Source organism: Labrenzia sp. THAF82, assembly GCF_009363435.1.
Taxonomy (GTDB): Bacteria; Pseudomonadota; Alphaproteobacteria; order Rhizobiales; family Stappiaceae; genus Roseibium; species Roseibium porphyridii.
Window position 1 is genome coordinate 4,984,646 of sequence record NZ_CP045354.1, and the last position, 16,246, is coordinate 5,000,891.

Sequence of the window (16,246 nt, forward strand, 5' to 3'; positions counted from 1 at the left end):
GGAGGATTGTCAGATGAACTACAAGAATTTCACTATTGAGACCGATACCGACGGCTTGGCGCTGATCACCTGGGACATGCCGGAAAAATCGATGAACGTCATTGATCTTTCGGTCATGGACGAGCTGGACGCCCTGATTGATGAAGTTGCCGGCAACGTCGCCATCAAGGGCGCTGTCATTGCATCCGGCAAGGCAGCCTTTTCGGGAGGCGCGGACCTGACGATGCTGGAGGGTCTCTTGAAGGACTTCCATGTCAAGCGCGGAAGCGATCCGGAGGCAGCCGCCAAGGCCTTGTTTGAAGGCTCGCGTAAACTGTCACTGGCCTATCGGAAACTGGAAACCTGCGGCAAGCCGTTCGTGGCCGCCGTTGCCGGCACCTGCATGGGTGGCGGAACGGAGCTTGCCCTGGCTTGTCATGCACGGGTTGTCGATGAGGGCCTGAAAATGGGCTTGCCGGAGGTAAAGGTCGGCCTTTTCCCAGGCGCTGGCGGCACGCAGCGTGTCATGCGGATGACAGATGGCCAGCAAGGCATGCAATTCCTGCTGCAGGGACGAACCTTGCGCGCTCCGCAGGCTCAAAAAATGAAACTGGTCGATGAGGTGACCGGCACAAGAAAACTTGTCGCAGCTGCCAAAAAGATGCTGAAAGCCGGAATCGATCCGGTCAAGGAGTGGGACAAGAAGGGCTACAAGCTGCCCAATGGCAAGATCTACTCTCCAGCTGGGTTCCAGTTCTGGCCTGCAGCGAATGCAATCTACCGGCGCGAGACCCACGACAATTATCCAGGTGCGCGCTACCTGCTGTATTCTGTTGTTGAAGGACTGCAGCTGCCGATGGATCTCGCATTGCAGGTGGAAAGCCGTTACTTCGCCAAGGTTCTGCAAACGCCTGAAGCTGCCAACATGATCCGTTCACTCTTCGTGTCGATGCAGGAACTCAACAAGCTGGCACGCCGCCCGCTCGACCAACGGCCGAACAAGATCAAGAAAGTTGGCATTCTGGGAGCCGGTTTCATGGGAGCCGGCATCGCTTATGTTTCGGCTCAAGCCGGAATAGATATCGTGTTGATCGATCGGGATCAGAAGGCTGCGGACAAGGGCAAGGCTCATACCGAAGAGCTGATGAACAAGGCGATCAAGCGAGGCAGGGCCAGCGAAGACCAGAAGGAAAAACTGCTGGCCAAGATCGTGGCGACCACCGACTACGATGCGCTTGCGGACTGCGATCTCGTTATCGAGGCGGTGTTCGAGGACCGGGATATCAAAAAGACCGTGACGGAAAAGGCCGAAGCGGTCATGAAGTCCCGCGCAATCTTTGCATCAAACACGTCAACACTGCCGATAACGTCCCTGGCCCAAGCTTCCAAGCGGCCGAAAAACTTTATCGGCATCCATTTCTTCTCGCCGGTCGACAAGATGATGCTGGTTGAGGTGATCCTTGGAAAACGCACTTCGGACCGGGCCCTCGCCCTGGCTCTCGACTACATCAAGGCAATCAAGAAGACACCGATTGTGGTCAACGACAGTCGCGGTTTCTATACATCCCGCGTTGTCATGACTTATATCCGCGAAGGCCTGATGATGCTTGCGGACGGTGTTCCAGCGGCAATGATCGAAAATGCGGGCAAAATGGCCGGCATGCCTGTTGGGCCGCTCTCGCTCGGCGATGAAGTGGCGCTGGATCTTGCCTGGAAGATCGTTTCGGCGACACGCAAGGACCTCGGCGTCAAATACGTCGAAGGACCTCTGGACAACATTCTGGAAGAAATGGTGGTCAAGCGCGAACGCTTCGGACGCAAGAATGCCAAGGGCTTCTATGACTACAAGGGCAAGGAAAAGAGCCTGTGGCCTGGCATTCCGGAGGTTACCGGTCAGCCGAAGTCCGCAGAAAGCTTCAACATTGAAGAATTGAAGCAGCGCCTCTTGGTGATGCAGGCTCTGGAAACCGCGCGAATATTCGAAGAGAAATGCCTGACCGATGTGCGTGAAGCTGACGTCGGCTCGATCCTCGGCTTCGGGTTCGCACCTTATTCCGGTGGGACACTGTCCTATATCGACATGATGGGCACCCCGGCTTTCGTGGAGCTTTGCAAAAAGTTCACCCGCAAATGGGGCCCGCGTTTCAAACCCAACAAATTGCTCCGGGACATGGCCAAGGACAATCAGAGTTTTTATGGGAGATTCCCGCCGAAAACGCCTCAATTGGACAAGGACGCCGCTTAATCTTCGCGCAGATACCGCCTCTTTTCAGGGGCGGTATTGTCATTTTTACGTATTTTGCACGTGATATGTGTTAGCAAATCACGTCAAAACTTGATCCTTCACGACTTGTCATGCACATTTCGTAAAAGAGCTGTGCACGTCGGCTGGAGTTGGGAATGTCGCTTGATGGCGAATGGGCGCGCGCGGACGTTTTCCGCGTATTGCGCGATATTTGTTCAAACGAAGATTTGGACTGGCCCTATCTGGCGCAACGTTACAACTTTGACCTTGCGAGCCTGGAAGACCCCCAGGGCGTTGTTCCCATAACAGCCTGGCATGGTGTCTTTGAGTATATTGCCGAGAAACTTGGCAACGATGCCGTCATGTTCGACCTGTTCAACAATGTCGATATCGGCTGTTTTTCCATATTCGACTATCTTTTTGCCTGTGCGCCGACCCTGCGCGATGCATGTCAGGCCTGGGTGAAGTTTATTTCGATCCGCACCAATGCCTACCGCATGACCTTCGAAGAAGATGAGACCGGTGGCTACGTTCAATGGCCGATCCTGGAAGGTCGCGGTGAATGGCGGCAGAACATGTTTGCGCGGATGGGCTGGGCGACGCAGCAGCTGGAACATGCTCTGGATATGAAAACGCCACCGATCATGATCGAATTGGCGACTTCGGAACCCAAAAACAGATCCGCCTTTCAGAAAAAGTACCAAGGCCGCATCCGCTTCAACGCACCTCACAACAGGATCGCCTTGCCAAAGGCTCTGTTGTCGCGTCCGCTTCGCCGCAACGACGCCCATCTTTACGATATCATCCTGAAATCGGCTTTGAGCGAACTGGACCGGTTCGGTGAACTGGAAGCACCGCTGTCCAGAATTGCGAATGAAGTCGCATCCAATCTGGCCGACGGCTCCTGCACTCTGCCACATGTGGCAGCAAAACTCGGAATGTCGCAACGTGCCGTGCAGCGCCTATTGGAAAAGGAAGGCACGAGTTTCCGCAAACTCAGCGAAGAAATCCGCCGATCGGCCGCAGAAAGGTACCTGCGCAGCACGGATCTGCCCATGAAGGAAATAGCCTATCTTTTGGGTTTTTCAGAACTCAGTACATTCTCCCGCGCTGTGAAGGCGTGGTTCGGAGTTTCTCCCCGCAAGGTTCGGGAAGCGCCGGAGAAACCTCTGTCGATCAATGGCGATCCCGCTTCAGACGACAGTGTCAAGCAATTCACCCAGCCTTCACCAAAAAACAAAAGTGCGCACGCCACCCGGCCGCGCCTGCGGGAAGCGATTACAGCTGACTGATCAGAAATTGGAAGAATTGGGGCACGGTGGTACTTTCGGGCAAGTGAGCCACCGTGCCTAAGAACATTCTATTTGCCGTCAGGTAGCGAAAACTCCCGCTCAGCTACCTATCTCCAAAAACGGTTTCGGACTACGACATGCATAGAGACCGTTCCGTCTTCGATATTTTTCCGGCCCATCCCGCAGCGTGATCGTTTTGTTTGCCAAACCCGTTTTTCCGCGCCGGGCCGACGAATGTCTTTCACCACAGGTAGAGGTTGGTCAGTTGGCCGCGATTGTGGGATTTCGCTCTGCCACCGATTTATCCAACCTAGAATCATCATTACCCATAATGCGAAGTAAGTAATTGGCCTGACGCGTAAAGGATTTTACCATTTACGCCACCACATACAATTATTCGGGGTTTTGAACGCATCCGAAGGCCTGCCATTGTAATCCGGTACGATTATTCCTAACTTCCGGAACAATTCAGAAATTAACGCAGGATCAGGAGAAACGCATGTCAGACACCGGCTTGAGCCGTTTTCTCGGAGGCTCTCCCGCTCAGGTGCTGTTGCGGCTTGTTTTCCTTTCCTTCGTGGTCGGGATCGTCTTGTCCGCACTTAACCTGGACCCGATCGACCTGGTCTACATGGTTCTCAACTTTTTCGAACGTCTCTGGGATATGGGCTTCAATGCAATCGGCAGGTTGGGAAATTACCTCGTCATCGGCGCAATCGTGGTTGTTCCGATCTGGTTGGTATCTCGCCTTCTCTCGATGGGCCGGACCAGGAACTGACCGCCCTCGCGGCACGATGCAGAGTGACGTGCCGATCCGCAAGTTCATCGATGTCGGTTGAATAACCTCCGCCGAGCACACCTGCGATCGGAATTCCAAAAGAGCGTACACTTTCAATCACCAATCTGTCGCGTCGCCGCAGACCTTCTCTGGTGAGTGCAAGCCTGCCCAGACGATCGTTCTCATAAGGGTCGACACCGGCATTATAGACGACCAGATCCCAGGCTTCGCGCTCCAACAAGTCCCGCAGCACTTCAGTGAGCCTCATCAGATAGGCGTCGTCACCGGTCAGATCAGCCAGCGCGATGTCGAGATGCGAAGGAACCTTTCGCACTGGATAGTTCTTCTCGGAATGCATGGAGAACGTGAAAATATCCGGATCATCTTGAAAGATATCGGCGGTTCCATCGCCCTGATGAACATCAAGATCAACGATCAATGCCTTACCGATAGCTCCATCGGCCTGCATCACCTTGAGTGCAACAGCCACATCATTGAAAACACAGAAACCGGCACCGTGTGCTTGGCGTGCATGGTGGCTGCCTCCGGCAGTGTTGCAGGCAATGCCGTGCTCTAAGGCCAGATAGCATGTCAGCACGGTTCCACCTGTCGCGCAGCGTGCGCGCAGCGCAATGTCCTCCCGCATCGGAAAGCCGATTTCCCGAGCAATCTTGTCCGGAACCTTTCCATTGAAGACCTGATCTACGTAAGCAGGATCATGAGCCAGAGCGACCCACTCGAACGGAGCTGGCCGCGGCCGGTGGAAGTCACCCTGCTCCAAAAAACCTTCTTGCCGGATCAAATCGGCCACTGCCCGAAACTTGTCCATCGGGAAACGATGATTTGCAGGAAGATCAGCACAATAGGCAGGATGATGAACAATCGGCAGTAACATGGGCCGCAATATACGTCAGACGTTCAGGTCTTACACCCCTGCTTCGGAACAGTCGCTTTCGTCAAAGGATGCTGGAATATCGGGTATGCAGGCTCGTGGATTGACGAAACAGGTTAAGCGGGACAAAGAGAGCGTCAGTCCAGTCAGAGATCTCCATGCCACACAGTAGTGTCACACCCGTGCCGTCCAAATTTGCATTTTCCGTTACGCACCGCTCCGTGCTGGCAATCGCCGCGCCGATGACACTTGCCTATCTGTCGACACCGTTGCTCGGACTGGTCGACATGGCGGTCATCGGGCGGCTGGGTGACGCTGCGCTGTTGGGTGGCATCGCGATCGGCGGGATCATCTTCGACCTTGCCTTCACGACATTCAATTTTCTGCGCTCCGGCACAACCGGCCTCACGGCACAAGCTTTGGGAGCCGGGAACGAGCGGGAAGTCCGGGCTACTTTGCTCAGGGCCCTTGTCATTGCTCTTTTGAGTGGCCTTGCGGTCATCTTCGCCCAATTGCCGCTTAAAGAATTCGGGCTCTGGTTCATGGGCGGCAGCCAGGACGTGCAATCTGCAACCAGCCGCTATTTCGACGTTCGTGTTTACAGCGCTCCTTTTCTGCTGGCCAACTATGCCATTTTGGGGTGGTTCATCGGACTGAACAAAGCCGGAACCGGGTTATTGCTGCAACTGGTTCTGAACGGCCTCAACATCGCTCTCAGTCTGTGGTTCGTGGTCGGGCTCGGGTGGAGTGTGGAAGGCGTGGCGTTTGCCACCGTCTTGAGCGAAATATCGGCAACGATTTTCGGACTTGTTCTGATTTTTGCGGCAACGAGGAACGGAAACTGGCCAGCTGCAGCCATAGTATTCGATCGCCGGCTGCTGTTGCGCATGATGGCGATCAACCGCGATATCATGATCCGCTCCTTCACGCTGCTCTACGCCTTTGCGTTCTTCATGGCACGCTCGGCCGATCAGGGTGACATTGTGCTGGCCGCCAATGCGTTGCTTGAAAAATTCATCATGGTTGCCGCGTTCTTCCTGGATGGTCTGGCCACAGCGGCTGAACAACTGGCCGGACGCGCCGTTGGAGCGAAACACAGACCCGCATTCGACCGGACACTCAAACTGACGGCACTTTGGAGCTTTGCACTGGCCGGGCTTCTTGCAATGCTCTTTTGGGCCTTCGGACCGTTCATGATCGATTTCATGACGACTTCGCCGGAAGTCAGGCAGACAGCGGCAACTTTCCTGGCCTGGGCGGTGCTCACACCCCTGTTCGGTGTGCTGGCATTTCAGATGGACGGAGTTTTTATTGGTGCGACCTGGTCTTCCACCATGCGCAACATGATGCTCCTATCGTTGGTGCTCTATCTTGCTGCTTACTACGCCTTTTTCCCGTATCTCGGCAATCATGGTCTCTGGCTGGCCTTGTTGCTGTTTTTCGGCGCTCGGGGCTTCACCATGCTGGCTGCCTGTCAAAAACGCGCAGCTGAAACCTTTAAAGAAGGCTGATGTCAGGCTTTTTCACCTGCCCATGCGTCCATGTTGGCATCCCTCGCCTGCCTCAGCGAGGAAAGCCCCTGTTCTTCAAGCTTGTCCGACAGCCCGTCCAGAATATCACCAACCAATGCAGGTCCTTTGAAAACTAGCGAAGAATAGAGCTGCAAGAGATCTGCTCCCGCAGTGATCTTGGTCCACGCGGTTTCGGCGCTATCGATGCCGCCAACTCCAATGATCGGCAATTGGGGTCCTGCAAGCTTGCGTGCCCTGGCGAGCATGATCGTCGATTTGCGGAAAAGCGGACGGCCCGAGAGGCCTCCGGATTCAGCTGACGGCCCATGTCCGCTCAGGCCATCTCGGCTAACTGTGGTGTTTGAAACGATCAACCCATCGACGCTTTTCGCCAGGACTTCCTCGACGATGTCGGAAAGGTCTTCATCTGCAACATCTGGAGCTATCTTGAGAAGCACGGGCACATGACGGCCAATTTTCTGAGTGCACTCATCACGCGCAGAAATCACGCCCGTCAAAAGCTCGGCCAGAACCGATCGCGCCTGCAGGTCGCGCAGGCCGGGTGTATTCGGCGATGAAATATTGACGGTGAAATAGGTTGCTATGTCGGCAAAGGCATAAATGCCGCTGACATAGTCGGCAATCCGGTCCTCAGCATCCTTATTCGCCCCAACATTGATACCGACAATGCCGGAAAGTTTTCGCCTTGCATCAAGACGTTTGCGCAGCGCTTCGTGTCCGTCATTGTTAAATCCATAGCGATTGATAACGCCCTGATCGGCAGGCAATCGAAAGACGCGCGGACGCGGATTACCAGGTTGTGGCTTTGGTGTTACGGATCCGACTTCCGCATGACCGAACCCAAGCTTCAGAAGCGCATCCGGTACCTCGCCATTCTTATCGAAACCTGCTGCCATGCCGAGAGGATTCGGGAAGGTCAAATCCCATAGTTTCACCGCAAGACGCGGGTCAGACCGACGTCTTTGGCCAGGCAGGACACCGGACTTCAGCGCAAGTATCGTCATCTTGTGCGCGGTCTCTGCGTCCAAACCGCGAAGAACCTTCAGTGCTGCCTTGTCCAACCACGGCAAACTCATTTTCCCAACTCCGGAAAGACATGATCGCCATCCTTGCCGAGAGGCAGCTCCTTGACCCAAACAGCAGACGCTGGGTCAAGATCCGAATAAAGGTGCGGAAACAAGGCACCGCCGCGCGAAGGCTCCCACTTCAGCTCTTCACCAAGGGCATCAGTGTCAAAGGCTGCCAAAAGCAGGTTTTCCTGACCGACAAAGTGCTTTTGTGCCGTTTCTCGCACCTGATCCGCAGTTGAAAAGTGTATGAAACCATCCGAAAGATCGACAGGAGCGCCTTTAAAGCGTCCTTCCTGGATCGCGGTCTGCCAAAGAGATCGTGGAACGATCTTGAAAATCAGGGTCATCCGTGTGCCTTTTCGCGAGACGGCAGCGCGGGTTATTCCAATCCTGCCGTCAATTCCGCCGGCAGGACACTACTCAAGTGAATTCTGTCGAACAAGCTGACCATTAGCCACTTGTTCACGGCACGACATTTTTTTAAGGATAAACGCTGAAACTTCTGCCATGAGAGACGCAGCAACACAGCAAAATACGAAATTCGCACCTGTCTCGTCTAAAGAGCGTTGTTCCAATTTGCACACTCGGCATTCAAATCGTTTGGCGCTATCATTCGCCGTGTCTGAAAAGCGAGTGATAGCGGAATGAATCTGAGGTCAGTCTTGGTACCTGCTCTTGTGCTGACCGCCGCCGGCGGTCTGCTTGCGGTGCTGTTGTTGGCCGACCCGCCTGGCTCATCCTCCGACGAAACAGCCGCTGGGCATGACGGCCAACTGGCAAAGGCTTTGGTGGCAGAGACCAAAAACGAAATCTCCAGTGCGCAAACTTCTTCACCTGCCCCGGCGGCACCCGCTCCTCTTCCAGGAAACATTCGGGACGTCTCACCTGACGGGGTCAGCGCGCCAAAAGTGAGTGGTGGCTTGAAGCGTATTGCGCCTTCCAAACGCTATCTGGAACTAAAGGATCCGCCGGTCGAGCCGATCCCGGACGGCCCTCTGGAACTTGTCAGGGTGCAGGTCCTGGACGGTGGCCGGCTGCGTGCGAACCAAATTACGGTCAAGCTGGCTCACATTATTCCGCTCGAGCCGGAAGAGACCTGTGTCTCCCGCCTCGGCGGCACCTGGCCTTGCGGAGCGCGCGCCAGAACTTTTCTGCGCGGATTGATCCGCCAATTCAAGGTCAACTGCGAAAAGATCGAAGAACTCGGCCCCCGGCAAATCCTGGCAACCTGCAGCAGAGGCAAGATAGATCTCAGTACCCGGTTGGTCCGCTATGGATGGGCGGATCCTCTTGAGAATGCCCCCGACCACCTGCAGGAACTGGCACTCAAGGCCAAGGAGCGAAAGATCGGCAAATGGCAGGCAGAATGGTTGAAAGACCTGCCTGCCACACAATGGGAAAACGATCCGACTGCCGCACTGCCCGGCCTTGAAGTGATCGAGCCTGAAATCGTCGAATGGAGCCTCAGAGCCGATCCCGAAGCACCGGAAGACGACACATCGCTTTTCGGCCTTGGCAATCCGGCCATTGCTCCCCAGCAATGAGCGCAGCGACCATAGTCTTGAGAATTTGAAAGGCGGCATTCACGCCGCCTTTCCTGTTTAGGTCGAGAGTTCGCCCGCGAGTGCCTTGCGGATCATCTCCCGGGTCTCGGCTATGCCGTAAAGAGCCACGAACGAGCCGAAACGCGGGCCCTTTTCCTGGCCGAGCAGAAGCTGATAGAGCGCGGAGAACCAGACAACCGAAACTCCGGGACCACCATCAGGGCCTTTTTTCTTCGGATCCTGGTACCGCTCAATTGCACGCGCCACATCGAGCACGGCATCCTGAATGGCTGCGCCATCGGCGTCCTGCGGCAGCGCTGCCAGTTTTTCGTCCAGCTGACGAAGCGCGGCCTGCTCGGTTTCGTCCGGAGCCTTGAACGACTTGGCCGGTCGAACAAAGTCCTCAAAGTAACGGATCGCATAACCAACGAGCGCATCCAGATCCGGATGCGTCGCAGGTGTGACACCTGGTGCATAGCGCGAGATGAAGGCCCAGAGGACGTCTTTGTTTTCCGCATTGGAAGCTGACACCAGATTGAGCAGCATGGCAAAAGGCACTGGCAAATCTATCTTCGGAATGTTGCCGGAGTGGATGTGCCAGGCCGGATTCTGCAGCTTTTGCTCAACCGGCATCTGCTCGTATTTCTGAGCAAACGTGTAGTACTCGTCGACCGCTTTCGGAATGACGTCGAAATAGAGCTTCTTTGCCGTTTTGGGCTTCTGATAATTATACAGCGCCAGGCTTTCAGGCGCTGCATAGGTCAGCCATTCGTCAATGGTCAGGCCGTTGCCCTTGGACTTGGAGATCTTTTCTCCCTTTTCGTCCAGGAACAGCTCATAGACATAGTGCTCAGGAGCCTTTCCGCCCAAAATGTTGCAGATTTTGTCGTAGATCGGCGCATTGGTCATGTGGTCCTTGCCGAACATTTCGAAATCGACATCAAGTGCCGCCCAGCGCATACCAAAGTCCGGCTTCCACTGAAGCTTCACCTGCCCCCCGGTCACCGGCAAAGTGATGTCCTCACCGGTTTCATCCTGGAACGTTATGGTGCCGTCTTTCGCGTTGACCTCTTTCATCGGCACGTAAAGAACGCGCCCCGAACTCGGCGAGATCGGCAGGAAAGGTGAATAGGTTGCCTGACGCTCTTCGCCCAGCGTCGGCAGCATGACGTCCATGATCTTCTGATATTTTTGTGTCGCCAGGATCAGCACTTCGTCGAACTTGCCGGACTTGTAATACTCCGTCGCGCTCGCGAATTCGTAGTCGAAGCCGAATGTATCGAGGAACCGGCGCAACATCGCATTGTTGTGAGCGGCGAAACTGTCGAAATCCCCGCCGAACGGATTGGGAACGACGCTCAAAGGCATTTGAAGATATGGCTCAAGTGCTGCCCGATCCGGAACATTTTCCGGGATCTTGCGCATTCCGTCCATATCATCGGAGAAACACAGGAGACGCGTCGGTATCTTGTCTTCAGTGAGCAAACGGAAAGCCGTGCGCACCATGGTTGTACGCAGCACTTCACCGAAAGTTCCGATATGCGGCAGACCGGACGGGCCATAGCCGGTTTCGAACAGAACCGGCTTTTCCGGATCCCGCTTCTCGATACGTTTGACCAGTTTTCGCGCTTCTTCGAACGGCCAGGCTTTCGATTTCCGGGCCGCCTCGACAAAGTCTTGCGAAAGGTCAAGCGGAGGCAGGGATTGGTCGGTCATTTTTTGAATTCGTTCTGTTTGTTTGGATGAATTGCGCAGCATAACGGAAGGCTTTTTGGGGCCTCGGGCCAAATGCTGCGGCGCGACACTAGATCAAGCAGCATTCATGTGCAATCACATGTCGCAAGTCCACGACTTGAAGCTTTCACGCCAAGCCTATACACCGGGCCTTCGAAATCGAACATAACCGGCGCCACTGGAGAATGAATAGTGACTATGAATGAGCCGATCAGCGTACAGGAAGCCCTCATCTATGTGATGGTCATCGTCTCGGCGTCGGACAACGAAATGACCGATATGGAACTGGCGACGATTGGCGATGTGGTCAAGATGCTCCCGGTCTTCCAAGGGTATGACAGCGCACGGATCATCCCGGCCGCGCAACGCTGCGGTGACATCCTGCAGGAAGACGATGGTCTCAAACTGGTGCTGGAGCTGGTGGGTGACGTGCTTCCGGCCAAGCTTTACGACACGGCTTATGCGCTTGCTGTCGAAGTTGCAGCGGCCGATCTTCACGTTGAACAGGAAGAGCTGCGCATCCTCCAACTGCTTCGTGACCGGTTCAGTCTCGACAAACTGACCGTCGCAGCAATCGAACGTGGAGCAATTGCGCGTCATCGCTCGGTTTAAACAAGGCGAACCGACGGGTTGAAAAAACCCAGGCAAAAATGCAGCAGGATCTTTCCAATAAGCTTTGCCGCTCTTTCGGTGGTGACCATTGCTGCGTTGATTGTCTTTCTCTCCGGCCTTGGAGATTTTGACCTTTCAAGGTTTGAAACACGCGAGCTCAGTTTTCAGGACCAGCGACACCAGATTTCCGGGTCGTTGATCCTTCCGGCTGAACACCCGACTTCGCTTGTGCTTCTGATCCACGGCGACGGGCCGACAGACAGATTTGCCAATGGCGGTTATCTGCCGCTCATCAATGCACTCGTTGACGACGGCATCGCTGTCTTTTGCTGGGACAAACCAGGGATCGGCAAAAGCGACGGTGACTGGCTGCAATATTCACTTTCCGAACGCGCAGACCTTGCAGAAGCCGCGCTGACAGCGTTGGCGTTGGAAGAGGACCTTTCAGGGGTCCGCAAGGGCGTTCTTGGCTTCTCTCAGGGAGGCTGGGTGATCGCGGACCTTGCCGCAGGCAACACAAACGCCGAATTCGCTATCATCATTGGCGGCGCCGTCAACTGGCAGCGGCAAGGTCTTTATTATCAGCGCCGCCGTCTTGAAAGCGCTGGCGTTTCTGCGGACGAGATAGAAGCAGCGCTGGAAAAAAGTGCCGCTGCCAATCGACAAATGATCGCCAAAGATTTCGACTACCAGGACTACCTCGAGCTTGCCGGACCCGATCCCATGAGCGCCAGTCGCTTCCGGTTCGTTCGAAAAAACCTGTCGGCAGACTCTTCGGACCATCTGACGAAGATTAAGATTCCGGTGCTAACCCTGCACGGAAGCGAAGATCTGAATGTTGACCCCGACTACAATTCAAGCCGCTACCGGCGTCTCTTGGAGTCCGGGCATGCTGCAAATCGCAGCGACGTGATCAATGGCGGAACGCACAGTCTTTTGCGTGCAGAGTGGTTCAATTACCAGCTTGAAGGCCAGATGCCATGGTGGTCCCAGGCAGCATTTCTCGCTTTGGGGCAGTACGCCTATGCGCCCGAAACGCTGGATATACTGACGACGTGGATTGCGCAGCAAGCGCGTTCTCAGACCAAAAACTGACAGGTCGCTTATGCTCTGGTTTCAGGTCCTGTAGCTTCGCGTCAGTTCAAGCTCCGAATACTGTCAGGAAGGTCCAGTGAAAACGCCGGTATCGTCACGTTGAAGAGTGTTCCGTCGGGCCGCTCCATCTCATAGGCACCCGCCATGATACCGCTGTCCGTCGCCAGCGGGCAGTGAGAGGAGTATTCGTAGGTTTCCCCAGGCTCGATAACCGGCTGTTCTCCGACGACGCCCGGTCCGCTCACTTCTTCCTGCCGTCCGAGGCCATCGGTAATCTGCCAGTAGCGGGATTTCAGTTGAACCGGTTCGTTGCCGCCATTGTGGATCTCGACCATATAGGCCCAGATAAATTCACTTTCTTCCGGGCGCGATTCATCGTCCAGAAAAAATGGTTCGACGGAAACTTCGATTCCTTCGGTTGTGGCGCTGTAACTGCCCGACACGATTAATCCTTTTGCTTCCGGGTGAGGACCCGTTCATTCAAAACGGGCTTATAAGGCGTATGACGTAAGCGTGAAAGGGACTGACTTGTGATTTCCGAGTGGATTTTGCATGTAGACCGCTGAATTTTCCAATTATGTGACCATCAACATGTTCGATGCCCGAATTCGTCCTCTGATCGATCCGCCCCTGAACCAAATGGGTCAGGCGTTGGCGGCTGCCGGCATCAGTGCAAACGCGGTGACCCTGTTCGGTTTCGCCTTGGGTCTTGTCGCAGCCCTGGCGATCGCTTGCGGCGCGACGCTTGCCGGCTTCTTTCTGATTGGCTTGAACCGTCTGGCAGATGGTCTTGATGGCGCAATTGCACGTGCCTCCGGCAAGACCGATCTCGGCGGATACCTCGATATCACACTCGACTTTTTCTTTTATGGCGCTATCCCGCTTGCTTTTGCCATGCTGGACCCTGCAAACAACGCTCTTCCTGCAGCAGCCCTTCTATGCAGCTTCTACGCCAACGGTTCAGCCTTTCTGGCCTTCGCAATCATGGCGGAACGCAAACAGTTGACGACGGACGCACGCGGTTCCAAGTCTCTCTACTATCTCGGCGGCCTGGCTGAAGGGGCTGAAACCATCGCCCTATTCCTATTGATGGCCCTCTTTCCCGCCTGGTTCCCCGTTTTGGCCTGGGGATTTGCGTTGGTTTGTTTCGTTTCAGCCGCGGCCCGTGTCATGATTGGCGTCGCAGCCTTGAAAGACTAGGGCTTGAGCGCCTGAATGCACTCTTCCTCGAGGATGGTGCCCTAGGGCTGAATGTCACTTGGCTCTTGTGTCGTTGTGCCCTTCGTCCAAAAGATAGCGTGTCTTCCATTCTTCACTGACTTTGTCCGCAAGTTTTGCCACAGGTAGCGGAATGCCTTTGGCGACAGCGCCATCAAAACCGAGATGCGTGATGAGATCGGCCAGGATAGTCTCCGGATCAGTCGCCAATTCGTCATAGGTTATCCGGTAGGGATCAAGTCCTTCTCGCGAAAACCAGTTGCTCCACGCATCTTCATAGTGCGTGACTTCCTCAATGATCTTACGGATCAGATCCCGGTCGTAGTCCGGTTCTTGCGGTTCAGAGGTTCTTTCCAGCTCGGTTCCATCTGGCGCTTTGTGCCAAAGGCCGGTTTGCATTGCCTTGATCAACGAGATCGCCTGGGCGAGCTTGTCCTGCCGTGTCAGGTGGACAATACATGTTTTGCCGAATTCCGCCTCGAAGCGCGCCAGATCACCTGAAACTCCTGGGTGAATGTACTCCAGCTGCTCAAAGAAGAAGCTCGCGCTTTTCCGCTGCAATCGCAGGCCGAAGAGATTGCTCTCCCCCATTCCCTTGGAACGAGCGCGGTTGAAAACTGCCTTCAGAGCCGAAGCCTTATCTTCGTAGTCAACAGTCTGAAGGTTCAAGGATTTCTGCCAGGCCGCAAGTGTCGGCACGTGGAAATAGGATTCCGGCCTTCCGGCAACGCCTGTTGCCGCCAGCAGTCTGCACAACAGAGTGCTGCCGCTGCGCGGTGAAGTACAAATGATATAGGCCTGATAATCGAACCGGGACTGAACCGCCATCTGCGCCATTTCCTGTCCTTAGGTATTCAACGGGAAAGCTCTCCGCCCATCCAAAGGGTTTCCTTGGCATACCTTGCACGGCAATTCACTGTGTTTTGGTTCCCTGGCAGCAGTTCCAGCGCAAGGTGTTGCTCCCTCACAACGGAGCTGGATGGCATTCCGATGAAAAAAGCCCGGCACTTGACCGGGCTTTTCATCTTGGCACAACGAACTCATCAAACCGCGCTGAGCGCCTTTTCAACGTCTTCCAGAAGATCCAGCGGATCCTCCAGGCCAACCGACAGCCGCAAGATGCCGTCGGATATATCCAGCTCCGCACGCGCTTCTTCACCGATCGACTGGTGGGTCGTGGTGGCCGGATGTGTGATCAGGCTTTTGGCGTCCCCAAGATTGTTGGAGATCTTGATGGTCTCCAGCGCATTGGTGAAGCGGAAGGCAGCCTCCTTGCCACCCTTGACTTCAAAGGCAACCATCGTTGATCCGGCTGTCATCTGACGCTGAACCACCTCAGCCTGCGGATGATCGGCGCGCCCGGGATAAATCAACCGGCTGATCTTGGACTGGTCCGCCAGAAAATCGGCAACCTGACCGGCGCTCTCGGTCTGACGCGCAACGCGCAGCGGTAACGTCTCCAGCCCCTTGAGAAGAACCCAGGCACTGAAAGGGCTCATGTGGGGGCCGGTATGCTTGATGAAGGGCATGACCTCGTCGACGATCCATTCTTCATCTGACAGGACAACCCCGCCCAGACAACGGCCCTGACCGTCAATGTGTTTTGTCGCCGAATAGACAACAACGTCTGCACCAAGCTTCAACGGCGATTGATAAAGCGGCGTCGCAAAGACATTGTCTACAATCAACCGCGCACCTGCTTCTTTTGCGATATCGGCGACCGCGGCAATGTCGATCACTTCGAGCGTCGGATTGGTTGGGCTTTCCAGAAACAGCGCTTTGGTGTTCGGTCGAACGGCTGCTTTCCACTGATCAATGTCAGTACCGTCCACCAGCGTGCTCTCAACTCCGAACCGCGGCAAGAGCGTCTCACAAATGTATCGGCATGACCCGAACAGCGCCTTGGCCGCAATCACATGATCGCCCGCCTTGACCGACGCCATCAGCGCCAGATTGACAGCCGCCATGCCACTTGCGGTCCCACGTGCGGCCTCTGCCCCTTCGAGCGCCTTGATCCGGTCTTCGAACATGCTGACAGTCGGGTTGGCATAACGGGAATAGACATAGCCTGGATCCTCGCCGTTGAAGCGGGCTTCGGCAGCTTCTGCTCCGCTATAGGTGAACCCCTGTGTCAGGTAGATCGTCTCTGAGGTCTCACCGAAGGGCGACCGCATGGTGCCGCCATGCACCAATGCGGTTGCAGGACGCCAGTTCTTGTTTCCGGTCTTGGTGGTCTCAGTCATGTCTTCCAATGC

The 16,246-nt window shown here is 55.3% G+C and carries 15 protein-coding genes; 8 read left to right on the top strand and 7 right to left on the bottom strand.

Features of this window, described 5'->3' with window-relative positions; translation table 11 throughout:
* The first annotated feature begins 13 nt into the window (after positions 1-13).
* The 3 genes from FIV00_RS22805 (at position 14) to FIV00_RS22815 (ending at position 4,294) form a co-directional block, all read left to right on the top strand.
* On the top strand, positions 14-2,224 hold the full coding sequence (locus FIV00_RS22805) for a 3-hydroxyacyl-CoA dehydrogenase NAD-binding domain-containing protein (RefSeq protein WP_152502911.1): 2,211 nt from the start codon (positions 14-16) through the stop codon (positions 2,222-2,224).
* A gap of 155 nt (positions 2,225-2,379) precedes the next feature.
* Entirely contained in the window at positions 2,380-3,516 is a 1,137-nt protein-coding gene (locus tag FIV00_RS22810; protein WP_152502912.1) for an AraC family transcriptional regulator, read from the top strand.
* A 499-nt stretch (positions 3,517-4,015) separates the two neighbouring features.
* Positions 4,016-4,294 carry a DUF6460 domain-containing protein gene (locus FIV00_RS22815; RefSeq protein WP_152502913.1) on the top strand — a complete coding sequence of 93 codons (279 nt, stop codon included), beginning with the start codon at positions 4,016-4,018 and terminating at the stop codon, positions 4,292-4,294.
* On the opposite strand, the gene FIV00_RS22820 is transcribed toward FIV00_RS22815, so the two are convergent.
* Positions 4,221-5,189, bottom strand: coding sequence for a histone deacetylase (locus tag FIV00_RS22820; protein WP_152502914.1), 969 nt, complete (start codon positions 5,187-5,189; stop codon positions 4,221-4,223). The genes FIV00_RS22815 and FIV00_RS22820 overlap by 74 nt on opposite strands.
* Before the next feature lie 155 nt (positions 5,190-5,344).
* Between FIV00_RS22820 and FIV00_RS22825 the strand changes: the two genes are divergently transcribed.
* Positions 5,345-6,697, top strand: a complete 1,353-nt coding sequence (locus FIV00_RS22825; protein ID WP_152502915.1) for an MATE family efflux transporter — start codon at positions 5,345-5,347, stop codon at positions 6,695-6,697.
* Positions 6,698-6,699: 2 nt separating this feature from the next.
* Here FIV00_RS22825 and FIV00_RS22830 read toward each other — a convergent pair whose 3' ends face one another.
* Both FIV00_RS22830 and FIV00_RS22835 read right to left on the bottom strand, forming a co-directional pair.
* Complete coding sequence (locus FIV00_RS22830; protein ID WP_152502916.1) at positions 6,700-7,794, bottom strand: quinone-dependent dihydroorotate dehydrogenase; 1,095 nt, start codon at positions 7,792-7,794, stop codon at positions 6,700-6,702.
* Positions 7,791-8,135 (bottom strand): DUF952 domain-containing protein, encoded by a 345-nt coding sequence (locus FIV00_RS22835; protein WP_152502917.1) that lies wholly within the window; start codon positions 8,133-8,135, stop codon positions 7,791-7,793. The genes FIV00_RS22830 and FIV00_RS22835 overlap by 4 nt, the downstream gene beginning before the upstream one ends.
* 297 nt (positions 8,136-8,432) lie before the next feature.
* Between FIV00_RS22835 and FIV00_RS22840 the strand changes: the two genes are divergently transcribed.
* Positions 8,433-9,332, top strand: coding sequence for a thermonuclease family protein (locus FIV00_RS22840; RefSeq protein WP_152502918.1), 900 nt, complete (start codon positions 8,433-8,435; stop codon positions 9,330-9,332).
* A gap of 57 nt (positions 9,333-9,389) precedes the next feature.
* Here FIV00_RS22840 and FIV00_RS22845 read toward each other — a convergent pair whose 3' ends face one another.
* A complete protein-coding gene (locus tag FIV00_RS22845) occupies positions 9,390-11,048 on the bottom strand; it encodes a lysine--tRNA ligase (protein ID WP_152502919.1) in 1,659 nt (552 codons plus the stop codon).
* Positions 11,049-11,264: 216 nt separating this feature from the next.
* Between FIV00_RS22845 and FIV00_RS22850 the strand changes: the two genes are divergently transcribed.
* Entirely contained in the window at positions 11,265-11,678 is a 414-nt protein-coding gene (locus tag FIV00_RS22850; protein WP_152504394.1) for a tellurite resistance TerB family protein, read from the top strand.
* A gap of 18 nt (positions 11,679-11,696) precedes the next feature.
* Positions 11,697-12,773: a S9 family peptidase gene (locus tag FIV00_RS22855; RefSeq protein ID WP_209006668.1), complete on the top strand. Its 1,077-nt coding sequence runs from the start codon at positions 11,697-11,699 to the stop codon at positions 12,771-12,773.
* 41 nt (positions 12,774-12,814) lie between these two features.
* On the opposite strand, the gene apaG is transcribed toward FIV00_RS22855, so the two are convergent.
* Positions 12,815-13,216: a Co2+/Mg2+ efflux protein ApaG gene (apaG, locus tag FIV00_RS22860; protein WP_152502920.1), complete on the bottom strand. Its 402-nt coding sequence runs from the start codon at positions 13,214-13,216 to the stop codon at positions 12,815-12,817.
* A 148-nt stretch (positions 13,217-13,364) separates the two neighbouring features.
* On the opposite strand from apaG, the gene FIV00_RS22865 reads away from it, so the two are divergent.
* Positions 13,365-13,973, top strand: coding sequence for a CDP-alcohol phosphatidyltransferase family protein (locus FIV00_RS22865; RefSeq protein WP_152502921.1), 609 nt, complete (start codon positions 13,365-13,367; stop codon positions 13,971-13,973).
* 54 nt (positions 13,974-14,027) lie between these two features.
* Here FIV00_RS22865 and FIV00_RS22870 read toward each other — a convergent pair whose 3' ends face one another.
* Positions 14,028-14,828 (bottom strand): Stf0 family sulfotransferase, encoded by an 801-nt coding sequence (locus FIV00_RS22870; protein ID WP_173006111.1) that lies wholly within the window; start codon positions 14,826-14,828, stop codon positions 14,028-14,030.
* A gap of 206 nt (positions 14,829-15,034) precedes the next feature.
* Positions 15,035-16,234, bottom strand: a complete 1,200-nt coding sequence (locus FIV00_RS22875) for an O-succinylhomoserine sulfhydrylase (protein ID WP_152502922.1) — start codon at positions 16,232-16,234, stop codon at positions 15,035-15,037.
* Positions 16,235-16,246 lie beyond the last annotated feature (12 nt).

Excerpts from the sequence above, each read along its gene's own strand:
- FIV00_RS22805 (WP_152502911.1), top strand. The coding sequence starts at position 14 with ATGAACTACAAGAATTTCACTATTGAGACCGATACCGACGGCTTGGCG.
- FIV00_RS22810 (WP_152502912.1), top strand. The coding sequence starts at position 2,380 with ATGTCGCTTGATGGCGAATGGGCGCGCGCGGACGTTTTCCGCGTATTG.
- FIV00_RS22815 (WP_152502913.1), top strand. The coding sequence starts at position 4,016 with ATGTCAGACACCGGCTTGAGCCGTTTTCTCGGAGGCTCTCCCGCTCAG.
- FIV00_RS22820 (WP_152502914.1), bottom strand. The coding sequence starts at position 5,189 with ATGTTACTGCCGATTGTTCATCATCCTGCCTATTGTGCTGATCTTCCT.
- FIV00_RS22825 (WP_152502915.1), top strand. The coding sequence starts at position 5,345 with ATGCCACACAGTAGTGTCACACCCGTGCCGTCCAAATTTGCATTTTCC.
- FIV00_RS22830 (WP_152502916.1), bottom strand. The coding sequence starts at position 7,794 with ATGAGTTTGCCGTGGTTGGACAAGGCAGCACTGAAGGTTCTTCGCGGT.
- FIV00_RS22835 (WP_152502917.1), bottom strand. The coding sequence starts at position 8,135 with ATGACCCTGATTTTCAAGATCGTTCCACGATCTCTTTGGCAGACCGCG.
- FIV00_RS22840 (WP_152502918.1), top strand. The coding sequence starts at position 8,433 with ATGAATCTGAGGTCAGTCTTGGTACCTGCTCTTGTGCTGACCGCCGCC.
- FIV00_RS22845 (WP_152502919.1), bottom strand. The coding sequence starts at position 11,048 with ATGACCGACCAATCCCTGCCTCCGCTTGACCTTTCGCAAGACTTTGTC.
- FIV00_RS22850 (WP_152504394.1), top strand. The coding sequence starts at position 11,265 with ATGAATGAGCCGATCAGCGTACAGGAAGCCCTCATCTATGTGATGGTC.
- FIV00_RS22865 (WP_152502921.1), top strand. The coding sequence starts at position 13,365 with ATGTTCGATGCCCGAATTCGTCCTCTGATCGATCCGCCCCTGAACCAA.
- FIV00_RS22870 (WP_173006111.1), bottom strand. The coding sequence starts at position 14,828 with ATGGCGCAGATGGCGGTTCAGTCCCGGTTCGATTATCAGGCCTATATC.
- FIV00_RS22875 (WP_152502922.1), bottom strand. The coding sequence starts at position 16,234 with ATGACTGAGACCACCAAGACCGGAAACAAGAACTGGCGTCCTGCAACC.